This window comes from Clostridium aestuarii, assembly GCF_026735135.1.
Taxonomy (GTDB): domain Bacteria; phylum Bacillota; class Clostridia; order Clostridiales; family Clostridiaceae; genus Clostridium_H; species Clostridium_H aestuarii.
On the sequence record NZ_JAPQER010000002.1, the window covers coordinates 442,292 to 455,795 of the forward strand.

At 27.9% G+C, this 13,504-nt stretch carries 20 protein-coding genes; 7 read left to right on the forward strand and 13 right to left on the reverse strand.

Features of this window, described 5'->3' with window-relative positions:
- The first annotated feature begins 76 nt into the window (after window positions 1-76).
- The 5 genes from OW763_RS06295 to OW763_RS16995 all read left to right on the forward strand — a co-directional run bounded on the left by OW763_RS06295 (window position 77) and on the right by OW763_RS16995 (window position 3,170).
- Complete coding sequence (locus OW763_RS06295) at window positions 77-619, forward strand: hypothetical protein (RefSeq protein ID WP_268040230.1); 543 nt, start codon at window positions 77-79, stop codon at window positions 617-619.
- 456 nt (window positions 620-1,075) lie between these two features.
- Entirely contained in the window at window positions 1,076-2,032 is a 957-nt protein-coding gene (locus OW763_RS06300) for a tRNA dihydrouridine synthase (protein ID WP_268040231.1), read from the forward strand.
- Between the two features lie 428 nt (window positions 2,033-2,460).
- On the forward strand, window positions 2,461-2,688 hold the full coding sequence (locus OW763_RS06305; RefSeq protein ID WP_268040642.1) for a recombinase family protein: 228 nt from the start codon (window positions 2,461-2,463) through the stop codon (window positions 2,686-2,688).
- A 56-nt stretch (window positions 2,689-2,744) separates the two neighbouring features.
- Window positions 2,745-3,095 carry a recombinase family protein gene (locus OW763_RS06310; protein WP_268040232.1) on the forward strand — a complete coding sequence of 117 codons (351 nt, stop codon included), beginning with the start codon at window positions 2,745-2,747 and terminating at the stop codon, window positions 3,093-3,095.
- Between the two features lie 24 nt (window positions 3,096-3,119).
- Window positions 3,120-3,170: a hypothetical protein gene (locus OW763_RS16995; RefSeq protein ID WP_336296885.1), complete on the forward strand. Its 51-nt coding sequence runs from the start codon at window positions 3,120-3,122 to the stop codon at window positions 3,168-3,170.
- A 1,153-nt stretch (window positions 3,171-4,323) separates the two neighbouring features.
- On the opposite strand, the gene OW763_RS06315 is transcribed toward OW763_RS16995, so the two are convergent.
- The 3 genes from OW763_RS06315 to OW763_RS06325 are packed head-to-tail and all read right to left on the reverse strand — an operon-like array spanning window position 4,324 to window position 5,398.
- Window positions 4,324-4,446 (reverse strand): hypothetical protein, encoded by a 123-nt coding sequence (locus OW763_RS06315; RefSeq protein ID WP_268040233.1) that lies wholly within the window; start codon window positions 4,444-4,446, stop codon window positions 4,324-4,326.
- Complete coding sequence (locus OW763_RS06320; RefSeq protein ID WP_268040234.1) at window positions 4,446-5,225, reverse strand: glycoside hydrolase family 73 protein; 780 nt, start codon at window positions 5,223-5,225, stop codon at window positions 4,446-4,448. Before OW763_RS06320 ends, OW763_RS06315 begins: the two co-directional genes overlap by 1 nt.
- Before the next feature lie 26 nt (window positions 5,226-5,251).
- Complete coding sequence (locus tag OW763_RS06325; protein WP_268040235.1) at window positions 5,252-5,398, reverse strand: NAD(P)H-dependent oxidoreductase; 147 nt, start codon at window positions 5,396-5,398, stop codon at window positions 5,252-5,254.
- A gap of 244 nt (window positions 5,399-5,642) precedes the next feature.
- Here OW763_RS06325 and OW763_RS06330 point away from each other — a divergent pair, with 244 nt between their 5' ends.
- Entirely contained in the window at window positions 5,643-5,999 is a 357-nt protein-coding gene (locus OW763_RS06330) for a DNA-binding protein (RefSeq protein WP_272507320.1), read from the forward strand.
- A 306-nt stretch (window positions 6,000-6,305) separates the two neighbouring features.
- The gene (locus tag OW763_RS06335; RefSeq protein ID WP_268040236.1) at window positions 6,306-6,677 is read left to right on the forward strand and encodes a YraN family protein; all 372 of its coding nucleotides are present in this window, start codon (window positions 6,306-6,308) and stop codon (window positions 6,675-6,677) included.
- 35 nt (window positions 6,678-6,712) lie between these two features.
- On the opposite strand, the gene OW763_RS06340 is transcribed toward OW763_RS06335, so the two are convergent.
- The 10 genes from OW763_RS06340 to ftsY all read right to left on the reverse strand — a co-directional run bounded on the left by OW763_RS06340 (window position 6,713) and on the right by ftsY (window position 13,478).
- Window positions 6,713-7,522 carry a ribonuclease HII gene (locus OW763_RS06340; protein WP_268040237.1) on the reverse strand — a complete coding sequence of 270 codons (810 nt, stop codon included), beginning with the start codon at window positions 7,520-7,522 and terminating at the stop codon, window positions 6,713-6,715.
- Window positions 7,523-7,527: 5 nt separating this feature from the next.
- Complete coding sequence (gene ylqF, locus OW763_RS06345) at window positions 7,528-8,373, reverse strand: ribosome biogenesis GTPase YlqF (RefSeq protein ID WP_268040238.1); 846 nt, start codon at window positions 8,371-8,373, stop codon at window positions 7,528-7,530.
- A gap of 92 nt (window positions 8,374-8,465) precedes the next feature.
- Window positions 8,466-8,813, reverse strand: coding sequence for a 50S ribosomal protein L19 (gene rplS, locus OW763_RS06350; protein WP_268040239.1), 348 nt, complete (start codon window positions 8,811-8,813; stop codon window positions 8,466-8,468).
- Window positions 8,814-8,949: 136 nt separating this feature from the next.
- Window positions 8,950-9,669 (reverse strand): tRNA (guanosine(37)-N1)-methyltransferase TrmD, encoded by a 720-nt coding sequence (gene trmD, locus OW763_RS06355; RefSeq protein WP_268040240.1) that lies wholly within the window; start codon window positions 9,667-9,669, stop codon window positions 8,950-8,952.
- A complete protein-coding gene (gene rimM / locus OW763_RS06360) occupies window positions 9,660-10,148 on the reverse strand; it encodes a ribosome maturation factor RimM (RefSeq protein ID WP_268040241.1) in 489 nt (162 codons plus the stop codon). Before rimM ends, trmD begins: the two co-directional genes overlap by 10 nt.
- An 86-nt stretch (window positions 10,149-10,234) precedes the next feature.
- The gene (locus OW763_RS06365; RefSeq protein WP_268040242.1) at window positions 10,235-10,462 is read right to left on the reverse strand and encodes a KH domain-containing protein; all 228 of its coding nucleotides are present in this window, start codon (window positions 10,460-10,462) and stop codon (window positions 10,235-10,237) included.
- A 19-nt stretch (window positions 10,463-10,481) separates the two neighbouring features.
- Window positions 10,482-10,739: a 30S ribosomal protein S16 gene (gene rpsP, locus OW763_RS06370; protein ID WP_268040243.1), complete on the reverse strand. Its 258-nt coding sequence runs from the start codon at window positions 10,737-10,739 to the stop codon at window positions 10,482-10,484.
- Window positions 10,740-10,770: 31 nt separating this feature from the next.
- Window positions 10,771-12,126 (reverse strand): signal recognition particle protein, encoded by a 1,356-nt coding sequence (gene ffh / locus OW763_RS06375; RefSeq protein ID WP_268040244.1) that lies wholly within the window; start codon window positions 12,124-12,126, stop codon window positions 10,771-10,773.
- 10 nt (window positions 12,127-12,136) lie between these two features.
- Window positions 12,137-12,484, reverse strand: a complete 348-nt coding sequence (locus OW763_RS06380) for a putative DNA-binding protein (RefSeq protein WP_268040245.1) — start codon at window positions 12,482-12,484, stop codon at window positions 12,137-12,139.
- A gap of 82 nt (window positions 12,485-12,566) precedes the next feature.
- Window positions 12,567-13,478 carry a signal recognition particle-docking protein FtsY gene (gene ftsY / locus OW763_RS06385; protein WP_268040246.1) on the reverse strand — a complete coding sequence of 304 codons (912 nt, stop codon included), beginning with the start codon at window positions 13,476-13,478 and terminating at the stop codon, window positions 12,567-12,569.
- Window positions 13,479-13,504: the final 26 nt, after the last annotated feature.

Below are 13,504 nucleotides of genomic sequence, written 5' to 3' on the forward strand. Positions count from 1 at the left end.
ATATAATGTGTTAAGACTAAATTGTAGAATATTATGAAATTAAAATCAATTTTAGAATTCAAAGGAAGTGGAATAAATGAAAAAGATATTAGTAATTTTGGGGATTATACTAACTGTGTTAATTTGTAGTTTATGTAAAATGTGGACAATAAGTGATAAAACTACTGATATATCGAATTATAGTAAATATTTTGGAAATCAGGGTGGGCATAGCAATGATATATTCCCCAAAAGTATCCCAGATTCAGCAGAAATTGAAGATTTTTGTTATTATTACTATAATCCATTTGACCCAAATTTTGTATCATATCTTGTATATAATTGCAATGATGAAGACTTTATTGAAGAAACAGAGAGATTGTCAAAGTTAAATTCCTCTAGAGATTATCTTATATATGGTGCAACAGGATTTAATTATCCAGTAAGTGCAGTTTATGCTGACAGTTATAGTGGTTATATTTATGCTTTGGCTGATAAAGAAAATAACAGATTAATTTATGTGGAAATTACTCTTTGTAATCATTTCAGTGATATAGACTATGAAAAGATAATTGACAAAGAACATCTTCCAATTAATTTCGATGCAAAATTCGATGTAAAACCAAGAAATCTAACGTAAAAAAGCATGAAGAATTTATGAAAAAAGAAATGGAGAATTAAAAGTAATAAATTTGAAAATCTTTTAACATCAATATCAGATATTATATTTATTTCAGCAACAAATATTTCTTTAGTTTGTTTTATATTTAGAATTGTTTATATTAAAAAAATATAATAAATGTCTGATCGTAACATTCTTAAATGACGATATAAAAAGCCAATATTAAAAGAAACAGAATACATAATAGTACAATATTATATCTTAACACTAAAAGTGCTAATCTAAATTAGCACTTTTTACATATGTACCTTTATACATTTTAAATATGCATCTTAAAAATGTTGATATTGTTATTTTTAATTTAGAGTATAAGTATTATATGCAATTGATTAAGAGAAAATTAGATGACTATACAAAAACATATTTATTGGATACAATAGATGTGAAATTACTTATGATGAGGAGTCTTATAATATGAAATACTATTTTGCACCGTTAGAAGGTATTACTGGATATATATATAGAAATGCATATCAAACTTTTTTTGGACAAATTGACAAATATTTTACACCCTTTATCTCACCAACGAGTAATAAGGGCTTTACTTCAAGAGAATTAAATGATATATTACCCGAACACAATCAAGGACTGTCTGTGGTTCCTCAAATACTTACAAATAATGCTGAGCATTTCATTCGTACGGTGAACGAGTTAACTAAGTTTGGTTATAATGAGATCAATTTAAACTTGGGCTGTCCATCTGGTACAGTCGTTGCGAAACATAAAGGTTCAGGATTTCTTGCACAAAGAGAACAGCTGAATGAATTTTTAGAGGATATATTTTCAAAGTCATCAACGAAGATTTCCATAAAGATAAGAATTGGAAAGGATTCCCCAGATGAATTTTATGAGCTGATTGAAATCTTTAACAAGTATCCTCTGGAGGAGATTATCATTCATCCAAGAATACAAACAGATTTTTACAAGAACAAGCCGAATATGGAGGTATTTAAAGATGCATTAGCATTAAGTAAAAATCCTGTTTGCTATAATGGTGACATTTTTAATGGGTCGGACTATAGGAAATTGGCAGAAATGTATCCAAGTTTAGGTGCAGTAATGCTAGGCCGAGGCCTTATTGCAAATCCAGCATTAATCGGAGAAATTAAGAATAATCATATCATAGATAAGAAGGTAATGAAGGCATTTCACGATACAGTTTATGCAGGATATCAGAAAATCCTTTCTGGAGATAGAAATGTATTATTTAAAATGAAAGAATTTTGGTTTTATATGATACACTTGTTTGCAGAGAGTGATAAATATGCTAAGAAAATAAGAAAGACAGTTAGATTATGCGATTATGAGGCAGTTATATCGAGGCTATTTCAAGAACTTGATATAGAAGAACCACTTTTACGCGGATTTTAATATTATTATATTGATACAAAAATAATATATTATTTTACAAAAAGATTATGATTAGATACAATACTAAAAGTGCTAACTTAACGTTAGCACTTTTCATTTTTCAATTAAAATTACCATATAGTACTTATTTAAAATAAATTAGTCTCCCATTACCTCTTTCTCAGAATTTTATTAAATAACTATTATACTCATAGCTTTTTTCTATGTAAAATCTTAAAAATATTTTTTTATATATTTAAAAATTTACCTATTAGGATTGTACTAATTATTGAACTTATGTTCGTATTTGGTAAAAAGGTAGTAATAATAAATGGATAAGTTATTTTCCAATAAAATCATATCTGTGAACAGAGCAAACCCAACAAGTATTTAAATATATAAGAGTAAGTTCCGAAGATTAAGCTGAAAGAGGTACAATAGAAAATCAAATAGAGTTCGCATATAAATACTGTGATTTACACCAACTAGAGCTTTTAAAATTGTATAAGGATGATGGTATTAATGGTACTATTCCTTTGGAGCAAAGAACTTCAGGAAAGCAACTAATTGAGGATGCCAAAGAAAAGAAATTTGATACTCTTCTAATTTATAAATTAGATAGATTAGGAAGATCAGCAAGAATAACTTTAAACAGTATACATATGTTAGAGGAATAATTCCTTATGGATATTATGTTGATGAAAATAAACATTTACAAATAAATGATAAAAAAATGCCTAAAAATAATATGAGTGAATGTGATATTGTAAGACTAATTTTTGATATGGTAGCCAATAAAGGCTATAGCACTATAAAACTTGCTGATTATTTAAATGCAATTAGAATACCAACTCATTATAGTAAAGATCATAGAGGTAATACAGCTAATATATGGCGACCTAATAACATAGGAAGAATGATAAAGAATAAAACTTATATGGGTATACATATATATGGAAAGCGCTCTAAAAAGCAACGTGAGCTTATAGAACGACAAGTTCCAGCTATAATTGATGAGGATACTTGGAATAGAGCTCAACAAACTCTTAAAAATAATCAACTTGATGCTACAAAAAATGCTTAAAAAAATTATCTGTTAAGAGGATTAATTAAATGTGGTGAATGTGGTATGACTTATCACGGAGTTAGCTATGGATAATATAAAAAAGTTTTAGAATCAAACTACAAAACAAATTAACTTTTGAAGATAAGCGAAAAATAATTAAAAGCCTAGTTAAAAAGGTTATTATACACACAAAACATATCTATTAAAAAAAGCACTTCATTATGTGCAAGAGAAATTTCTCCTGAAATTTTATTTTTCATCTCTTTTTTTATTGATTTTATATATTTGATATAGTTAAAATTTTTTTATTGTGTAATTTGAGTTTACTTTTTTATTACTTTACATAATTAATTTTATGTAATCTAGTAATGCACTATAACTCTAATATTTACAGCATATAAATCAAATTATTAGTTTGATTTGGACCGCTAAAACCCTTATGGTATATAAAATTCTGTAGTAGCTGAAGGCTTTATTTCAAAATTACTAGGTACTATTAAACAATAATGACACTTGGAGTATGACCATATGGATTTTTTATCTTCCCATTTTTGACTCTCAGTATTATAGTCTGCCATGTGCCATGGCTATACCGTATGATAACATCATAGTATAGCATTTTAGACAATCCTAACCATGTTTCTGTTCATATTCTTTTACAAAATACCTGAAATTTTTAATATGAAAAGAAATATTTCTGTTTAGTAATCAAGTTGATTTATGCCAAACAAAATTTTAGGTTTCTTAACTATTCTTTTATTTACCAGTATATTAACTTCTACACTACACATAATATAACCAGAGAGGTGATTAGCAATGGATATAGATTGTAACAATAATTATTTAAGGTTAGACCTAAAATAATGTTAAAGTCTCCATACGTTCACTAATCTTTTGTCAGGGAGTAATATTACTTCCTGACTTTTAAATATTTTTTATTTTGAAAGATATCTATCCTTCAAAATAGGTTTTAAAACTATATTTGCTTTTCTCTCAATACCCAGTATTATTAATAATGTTTCTGCCATAAGTTCTCCTTTTCTGTATAATTTATTTCGCTTTATGTTGCTGTTATGTCTTAACTGTTTTTTAAATATTAGCTTTTTATATCGTTATTTAAGAAAATTACCAGCTACTTATATACTATTTCGAATTCCTCATACATTACTAACATATCTTCTCTAAATTCCATATAATGCCTTATAAATAACTAAATATTCACCTATTTCAGTATGTTGAACTATATCTAGCAATAGTTACAAATCACCTTATTAACTATATCTTTATCTTGTCTGAAAGTAAATAAAGCAGCAGCTAATATAGCTACTACTAAAATAGGAAATGCATATTCAAATTTGATTTTGATCATTAATATTCGCCTTTCATTAATTTTTCTAAAAGTTCATATTTTTCTTTAGTTTTTCTTCCATAAATTCCATCTACTTTAAGTGGTTTTCTAGTATTTGATATTATATTGAACCATTTTTGAAAATTAGTATTCCAATATTTTTGTTTTTCTTTAGTTATTCCATGATATTTACCTTCTAATAATTTACCTAATAGCAAATATTTTTGTTTGGCTTTTACTCCATAAACCCCATTTATTAATAATACATCTCTACTTTGAGATATTTTATTGAAAAACTTTTGAAAAGCTTTTGTCCAAAGCTTCTGATATCCTTTTTCTTCTATAACATCATATTTGTACAACTTATATCTTTTTACTATAGCAATAATCTGTTTAGAATAGTTAGGGTCTGTAGCATATCCTGCACGTTGTAAAGCTTCTGCTTGTCCTCTATAATTCTGTGTATTGAAAAACCCATGCCTCTTATATCTTCTATTTTTGACTAAGAATAAGGCATGATCCTCTATGCTTTCTGCATAACTGTTATATTTTCTAAACTTAGCATTTATCCTAATTTTCTTACCTCTGCTCCATTCTGTAGTAGGCATTATTACATAAATTTTTGAACTAAAAGCTTTTATGCCAAATAGATTTTTAGCTTTAGTACTTAATCCACTTCTACCCCATGACGACTCCAAAATAGCTTGTGCAATTGTAATGCTTGCTAAAACTCCATGTTTTTTCATTGAAGCAATAGCTCCACTTTTAATTGAATTAATAAATCTAATTTGATATCCCATAAAATCCCCCCTTCTACTTAAATATTCTATGTTGAATTACATAAAATATGAAATAAATAAGAAAATCTCTCTATCACTCTTTTAAAAGCTCCTGTTATTTGACATGCATATACTGGCGATGCAAATATAATCCCATCTGCTTTTATAAGTGAATGACAAGGACAGTAAATCATTTGTGAGAACACCCACTTATCGAGAGATAGGTATCAAAATCAGAGTAGCAGTATTTTGGATTTACAAATTTATTATTTGAAAAGTAAATATACATGTTATTAAGAATGGTAGAAATACCTCTCTTTTTCATTTGTCTATCCCCTATCTCTTTTTCTAACTCAACTGATATAATATATAAAAGTAGTCTATGATATAATTGTAAAATACTGTAAAATTATTGAACTTTAAAGTGAGGATTTAATATTGAAATCAAAAGCATGGAAACTATTGTTGATAGCAGCCATTTGTTTTTCATTTACAGGTATAATGAGTTTAATTGAAAAAAAGAATCATATGGCAATTCTATATCTATCGTTAGCAGTAGCATATTTTATTTTAAGTATAACTAATTATAAAGCTATTAATAAATCTAATGAAATTAGATTGTCTGATACAGAATTACAAAATATGAATATTGAATTAACAAAACTAATTATAGACGGAAAAGAAATTAAAGCAATAAAAAGATATAGACTTGATACTGGAGTTGGATTAAAAGAAGGCAAGGACTATATTGATTCATTGAGTGAAAAAATCCAAATAAATAAATTTACAAAATGAACAAGCAGCATATTAATTTTTAATACTAAAAGTGCTAATATAGTTTAGTACTTTTTATTTATATTACTTCCTGCATTACTCTAATCCCCTACTTTTAAGTATTTAACATTTTATTCCAACTCACAATTTTAAGTTTTATTTTTTAACTTTTTGTTACATAATGTTTAAATTAAAATTTAAGTTTACATTTATGTTTATTTTACATAATTATTTTTATGTAAAATAAAATACAGATTATAAAATATATTTTAGGCAATACTTAAAATTATATTAATTTTAACAACTGAAAATTTGAGGAGGTATCTAATGAAAATTTTTAATGTATCTATTGGTTCATACGGCGAAAATTTAGCCGAAAATCATCTAAAAAGTTTAGGATATAAAATTATCGATAGAAATTTTACATGTAAAATAGCCGAAATTGATTTAATAGCTATAGATTTAAAAACTAACTACATAAGTTTTGTAGAAGTAAAAAGTAGATATTCTTCTTCCTACGGATATCCATGCGAAGCGGTTACTACTAAAAAAATTATAAAAATACGTAAAGCAGCTCAACTTTATATAATGAAAAACAAGTTATTTAATAATTATAATTTTAGATTTGATGTTATCGAGGTGTTCCTTAATCATAATAACAATAATTATTCTATAAATTTTATTAAAAATGCTTTTTAACCAAAAAAGCAGCTAATAAATAGCTGTTTTTTTGGTTAAAACATTGTTAATATATTCTTTAGAAAGGTCATTCTATGTATAGGTGTAGGTCCATATTTTTTTATAGCATCAATATGTTCTTTGGTTCCATATCCTACATTTTTATCAAAAGCATATTGAGGGTAAGTTTTAGCATATTCCTTCATTAAGTTATCTCTATATACTTTTGCTATAATAGATGCACATGCTATACTTGCACTTTTACAATCACCTTTTATAACAAACTTATTATCATACTTGCATTTTTTTATAGCATATCCATCTGATAAAACTAATTCTGGTTCTACCTTTAACCCTTCACATGCTTTCTTTAACACTTCGTTATTACACCAAGCTATACCTTTACTATCAATTTCGTTATTATCGATTTCTACTATACAATAGCTTATAGCATTATGTTTTATTATCTTATTTAGTTCTTCCCTTGTTTTTAGTGTTAGTTTTTTTGAATCATTAATTTTTAAAATCAAGTCTTCATTTGTCTTATAATTTAAATCTAAAATTACAGCAGCAGCAACTATAGGACCAGCTAAAGGTCCTCTTCCAACCTCATCTGTTCCTGCAATATAAGATTGTACTTGAAATGTCTTATCAAATCCATACATTTTTTTTGTTCTATTAATTTCCATATCTTTTTTTAGTATGAATTTTTCTACTGTTTCATGTAATTTTTGAACAGTTTTTCTTTCATCTTTATTTATTAAATTTAAAAGTGAGTTGTAATCACAACCATGATTCTCTAATTGTACTTTAACATAATTTTTCACTTCTGTTGATGTCATTTTTGTAAAATCAATTTCTTTCATATCGTTTATGGTCTTTCAAGTGATATAGACCCTAATTTACCCCCTCTAAATTCGTCTAATAACATAACAGATACTCTGTTATAATCAATATTACCTCCAGATATAACAGCTCCTCTTTTTCTAGCTATATTATCCATATTTTCAATCGTCTCTTGACTTAAATTACCTAATTTATATCTTTCAATTAGTCTCTCTGGATACTCGTTTTGTAGTCTTTCTATAAGTCTAAATGCTAATGTCTCAATATCCATTATTTCATCTTTAATAGCTCCTGTAAAAGCTAAATTTAACCCAACTTCCTCATCTTCAAATTTAGGCCAAAGTACTCCTGGTGTATCCATTAGTTCAATACCTATTTTTGTTTTAATCCATTGTTTACTTCTAGTAACACCTGGTTTATCTCCTACCTTAGCTCTATTATTTTTTGACATTCTATTTATAAAAGATGACTTCCCTACATTTGGAATTCCTACTACCATAACTCTAGTAATAATATTAATCAAACCTTTGGCCTTTAATCTATCATGTTTTTCTTTTAAAAGATCATTAAGTAAATTTTTTATGTTATTTAATCCTTTACCATTAAGACTATTGACTGCTGTTACTTTTGTTAAATCATTAGACAACTTTTCTATCCAAGCCTTAGTAACCTTATCTTCTGCAAGATCACCTTTATTTAATAAAATTATTCTTGGCTTTTTTTTACATATATCATCAACCTCTGGATTTTTACTAGACTTTACTATTCTAGCATCTCTAATCTCAATAACTGCATCTACAAACTTAAGATTTTCTTGTATTTCTCTTCTTGTTTTAGCCATATGACCTGGAAACCAATTTATTGCAGCCATATTGAATCAAACCTCCTTTATATAGGTTTTTATACAAAAATATGTGTTCATACTTCTATATAAAAAAAAGGGACTATCAAGTCCCTACTTTTCTATCTGATTAATTCTTTAACTTTTGCAGATTTACCTATTCTATCTCTTAAGTATAATAATTTAGCTCTTCTTACCTTACCTCTTCTAACTACTTTTATGTTTTCAACCATTGGAGAATTTATAGGAAAAGTTCTTTCAACTCCTGATCCATAAGCAACTCTTCTTACAGTAAAAGTTTCTCTTATTCCACCATTTTGTCTTTTAATTACTGTTCCTTCAAAAGCTTGAATTCTTTCCTTAGTTCCTTCTTTGATTCTAACATCAATTCTAACAGTATCTCCTACGTTGAATTCAGTTATATCTTTCTTAATTTGTTGAGATTCAATTTCTCTTATTATATCTAGCATGTGCTTTCCCTCCCTTATATTTTTCTTGATGTTCATGTCCTACGCAAACATAGGCAGAGGAACACCCGTACTAGCACGATGTTTATCATAACACATAAATACATTTTTTTCAATACATATTTGTTATTTCGTAAAATTACTCTATATCTTTTAATAATTTTTTGTCTTCTTTAGACAAATTAAGTTTTTTAAATAAATCTATTCTTCTTTCTTTTGTTAAAATTAATGACTTTTTTCTTCGCCACTTTCTTATATTTTCATGGTGCCCTGAAAGTAATACTTGAGGCACTTTTTCTCCTTTAAAACACTCTGGACGTGTATATTGAGGGTATTCTAATACCCCATCATAGAACGATTCTTCCATGAAACTTTCACTACTTGATAACACTCCAGGTATTAATCTACAAATACTATCTACAATTGGAATACAGGCCATTTCACCACCAGTTAAAACAAAATCACCTAATGAAATTTCCATATCTATATGTTCATATATTCTTTCATCTATTCCCTCATAATGTCCACATAAAAATATAAGTTCATTTTCTTTTGAAAGTTTTTTTGATATCTCCTGATCTAAAGTAACACCTCTAGGGCCTAAAAAAATAACTTTGCCTTTGTTTTCTTTTTGGATGCTTTTTATACAACTTACTATAGGTTGCGGTGTCATAACCATTCCAGCACCACCACCATAAGGATAGTCATCAACTTTTTTGTGTTTATTTAATGAGTAATCTCTTATGTTATGGGTATTTATTTGAATAATATCTTTTTGTATAGCTCTACCCATTATACTGCATTTGAAAATTTCAAACATCTCCGGAAATAATGTTAATATATCTATCTTCATTGCCATACATCCAAAGATTTTATTATTATTTTTTTATTATTTATATCTATTTTAAGTATAATATCCTTAAGTGCTGGAATTAATACTTCATTTTCACCTTTAACCCAGTAAACATCATTACTTCCTGTATAAATAATCTCATCTACATTGCCTATTGCATTTCCATTTTCTTCAAAAACTTCACATCCTATAATATCAGCTTCATAATAAGAGTCTTCAGGAAGCTGTACTGCATTTTCCCTTTTTACTTTTATAGGTTTGTTCTTTAACTTAACAGCTTCTTCAATAGAATCTATGCCTTCTATTTTTAAAATAACCTTATTAGGTTGAAATTTACATCCTTTAATATTAACAAGTTTTTCATTAATATAAGCTTCCTTTAACTCTTTAAATCTTTTAACGTCATCACTAATTGGTTTTACCTTAATTTCTCCTTTTATACCATGAGTATTTATTATTCTACCTACAGTTAAAAACTGTTCCATACGCTATACTCCTTTGTTTTAATTTTAAATATTCTAAAAGAGTTAGGAAATCCTAACTCTTTTATGTACACTTATGTGTAATCTAATTATATTATTTCAACAACAACTCTTTTATTTTCTTTTACAGCTGCTGCTCTTACAACAGTTCTGATAGCTTTAGCTATTCTTCCCTGCTTTCCAATTACCTTACCCATATCATCAGGGGCAACTTTTAATTCAAGAATTATTGATTGTTCACCAATAATTTCATTTACACTAACCATACTTGGGTCATCAACTAATGCTTTAGCTAGTACTTCTAGTAAATTTTTCATTTACTACACCCCCTGGTTACTACTTAGAAAGCTTTTCACTTATTCCTGTTTTGTTAAAAAGCTTTTTAACTACATCTGTAGGTTGTGCACCATTTTTAATCCATTGGATTGCTTTTTCTTCATCTATTTTTATAGTCTTAGGTTCTGCAACTGGATTATAATATCCTATTTCTTCAATAAATCTTCCATCTCTTGGGGATCTTGAATCAGCAACAACCACTCTATAAAAAGGAGCTTTTTTAGCACCCATTCTTCTTAATCTTATTTTAACTGCCATTATGTCTCACCTCCTTTAAAGTGAATAATATCTACATGAATGGAAATTTTCCAAACATACCTTTCTTTGATCCTCTTTTTTGCTGGCCCTTCATTTGTTTCATCATTTTTTTCATCATTTGAAAATCTTTTAATAATTTGTTAACTTGCTGAACAGTTGTGCCTGATCCTTTTGCAATTCTTCTCTTTCTTGAAGGCGAACTGCTTATCAAAGTATGGTCTCTTCTTTCCTTAATTGTCATAGAATCAATAATAGCTCCTATTTTCTTCATTTCCTTTTCACTTTGACTTAAATCTACACCTTCAAGTTGCTTAGTATTTACTCCTGGCATCATTTCAACTAACTTTGTTAAAGGACCCATTTTCTTTAATTGAGCCATAGATTCTTTGAAATCCTCTAAATTGAATTCCGAATTCATCATTTTGTTTCCTAGTTCTTTGGCTTTTTCCTCATCTATAGCTTCTTGTGCTTTTTCTATAAGTGATAAAACATCACCCATACCTAATATCCTTGATGCCATTCTATCAGGATGAAAAACCTCAAGATCATTCATTTTTTCTCCTAGGCCAACATACTTAATTGATTTTCCTGTAACTGCTCTTATAGATAAAGCAGCTCCTCCTCTTGTATCACCATCTAACTTAGTTAAAACAACACCGGTGATATCTAACATTTTATTAAAGCTCTCTGCTACATTAACAGCATCTTGACCAGTCATAGAATCAACAACTAATAATATTTCATTTGGTTGTATGTCTTCCTTAATAACTTTCAACTCATTCATTAACACTTCATCTATATGAAGTCTTCCTGCTGTATCTATTATTACAACATTTAAATCATTGTTTTGCGCATGTTCAATGGAAGCTTTTGCAATATCCACAGGATTCACTTTATCCCCCATAGTAAAAACAGGCACATCAATCTGCTTTCCAACAACTTGAAGCTGTTTTATTGCAGCAGGTCTATAAATATCACAAGCAACCAACAAAGGTTTTTTATTCTTTTTTCTAAGGTTAAGCGCTAATTTACCACAATGGGTAGTTTTACCTGCACCTTGAAGACCAACTAACATAATAACTGTTATACCATTACTAGAAAATTCAATTTTACTCTCAGTGCTTCCCATTAACTCTTTTAACTCGTCATTAACTATCTTAACAACCTGTTGTCCTGGGGTTAAACTTTCCATTACTTCTTTTCCAAGACATTTTTCACTTGCGCTTTTAACAAAATCTCTTACTATTTTATAGTTAACATCAGCTTCAAGTAAAGCTAATTTAACTTCTCTCATAGCTGCTTTAATGTCTTTTTCAGATAGCTTACCTTTACCTCTTAACTTTTTTAAAGTATCTTGAAGTTTGGACGCTAGTCCTTCAAATGCCATCTTATTCCTCCTAAACAAATTCAACTATATAATCTATTACCTCTTGTAAATCATCTATTATTTCATTTTCATTTGTATTTTCTTGGATTTGATTTATTTTTTTTATAATTAATTCTTTTTGTTTGTTTTTCTGATTATTTTTTCCCATAAGACTTAGCTTATCTTCATAGGTAACAAGCATCTTATTACATCTCTTTATAATATCATATACCGCTTGCCTACTTGTATTTGTAAGTTCTGAGATTTCTGCTAGTGATAAATCTTGATTAAAATAAAGCTCCATAACATTTTTTTGTTTTTCTGTTAAAAGTGCTTTGTAATAATCCATTAACATTGATGTTTTTACTCGCTCTTCCATTCAATCACCAACCAACATATAAGATAATAACAAAAAAACTAAAGGGTGTCAAGTGTTTTTCCTTAACACCTTTTAATTTTTTTTAAAAAAGCGCCTCAACAAAATCTTTAGCATTAAAATCCTGTAAATCATCTATGCCTTCACCAACACCAATAAGCTTTACTGGTATATTTAATTGATGTTTTATTGATATAATAACTCCACCTTTAGCAGTTCCATCTAATTTAGTTAAAATTATTCCATCAATTGGGCATACTTCACTAAATTGTTTAGCTTGCTGTAAAGCATTTTGTCCAGTAGTCGCATCTAAAACTAATAGCGTTTGTTTCTTTGCTTCATCATGTTCTCTATCAATTATTCTATTTATTTTTTCTAATTCATTCATTAAATTTTTCTTGTTATGAAGTCTTCCAGCAGTATCACAAATTAATATATCCGCTTTTCTTGCTTTTGAAGCTTGTATAGCATCAAATACTACAGCACCCGGATCTGATCCTTCTTGATGTCTAATAATATCAACTCCTGCTCTATTACTCCATACTTCTAATTGTTCTATAGCAGCTGCTCTAAATGTATCAGCAGCAGCCATCATAACTTTATAACCATCATTTTTTAATTTAAAAGACATTTTCCCTATCGAAGTAGTCTTTCCTGCTCCATTAACACCTATAACTAATAAAACTGATGGAGTAGTTTTAGGAGCAATCCCACTTTGTTCTCCTTCTAATATTTCTTCTAATACTTCCCTTAAACAATTTTTCACTTCTAAAGGATCTTTTATTCTTTTTTCCTTAACTTTTTGCTTTACTCTTTCAATAATATCTAAAGAAGTATCAACTCCAATATCAGCGGTTATAAGTATTTCTTCTAATTCTTCATATAATTCATCATCTATTTTTACTGCTAAATTTAAAACATCTGTAACCCTATCTGTAAAATTATCTTTAGTTTTTGATAAACCATCTTTTAGTTTTTTAAATAAGTTCCCTAACATTTCACGACTCCTCTTTTTCATCAAAT

What these genes read in the sequence shown, in the direction of transcription:
- OW763_RS06340 (WP_268040237.1), bottom strand. Translation starts at nt 7,522, where the DNA reads ATGAAAGAAATTGATTTTACAAAAATGACATCAACAGAAGTGAAAAAT.
- OW763_RS06325 (WP_268040235.1), bottom strand. Translation starts at nt 5,398, where the DNA reads ATGATTTACTGTCCTTGTCATTCACTTATAAAAGCAGATGGGATTATA.
- ftsY (WP_268040246.1), bottom strand. Translation starts at nt 13,478, where the DNA reads ATGTTAGGGAACTTATTTAAAAAACTAAAAGATGGTTTATCAAAAACT.
- trmD (WP_268040240.1), bottom strand. Translation starts at nt 9,669, where the DNA reads ATGGCAATGAAGATAGATATATTAACATTATTTCCGGAGATGTTTGAA.
- OW763_RS06310 (WP_268040232.1), top strand. Translation starts at nt 2,745, where the DNA reads ATGCCTAAAAATAATATGAGTGAATGTGATATTGTAAGACTAATTTTT.
- ylqF (WP_268040238.1), bottom strand. Translation starts at nt 8,373, where the DNA reads ATGGCTGCAATAAATTGGTTTCCAGGTCATATGGCTAAAACAAGAAGA.
- OW763_RS06320 (WP_268040234.1), bottom strand. Translation starts at nt 5,225, where the DNA reads ATGGGATATCAAATTAGATTTATTAATTCAATTAAAAGTGGAGCTATT.
- OW763_RS06315 (WP_268040233.1), bottom strand. Translation starts at nt 4,446, where the DNA reads ATGATCAAAATCAAATTTGAATATGCATTTCCTATTTTAGTAGTAGCT.
- rimM (WP_268040241.1), bottom strand. Translation starts at nt 10,148, where the DNA reads ATGGAACAGTTTTTAACTGTAGGTAGAATAATAAATACTCATGGTATA.
- OW763_RS06300 (WP_268040231.1), top strand. Translation starts at nt 1,076, where the DNA reads ATGAAATACTATTTTGCACCGTTAGAAGGTATTACTGGATATATATAT.
- OW763_RS06365 (WP_268040242.1), bottom strand. Translation starts at nt 10,462, where the DNA reads ATGAAAAATTTACTAGAAGTACTAGCTAAAGCATTAGTTGATGACCCA.
- OW763_RS06380 (WP_268040245.1), bottom strand. Translation starts at nt 12,484, where the DNA reads ATGGAAGAGCGAGTAAAAACATCAATGTTAATGGATTATTACAAAGCA.
- OW763_RS06295 (WP_268040230.1), top strand. Translation starts at nt 77, where the DNA reads ATGAAAAAGATATTAGTAATTTTGGGGATTATACTAACTGTGTTAATT.
- rpsP (WP_268040243.1), bottom strand. Translation starts at nt 10,739, where the DNA reads ATGGCAGTTAAAATAAGATTAAGAAGAATGGGTGCTAAAAAAGCTCCT.
- ffh (WP_268040244.1), bottom strand. Translation starts at nt 12,126, where the DNA reads ATGGCATTTGAAGGACTAGCGTCCAAACTTCAAGATACTTTAAAAAAG.
- OW763_RS06335 (WP_268040236.1), top strand. Translation starts at nt 6,306, where the DNA reads ATGAAAATTTTTAATGTATCTATTGGTTCATACGGCGAAAATTTAGCC.
- rplS (WP_268040239.1), bottom strand. Translation starts at nt 8,813, where the DNA reads ATGCTAGATATAATAAGAGAAATTGAATCTCAACAAATTAAGAAAGAT.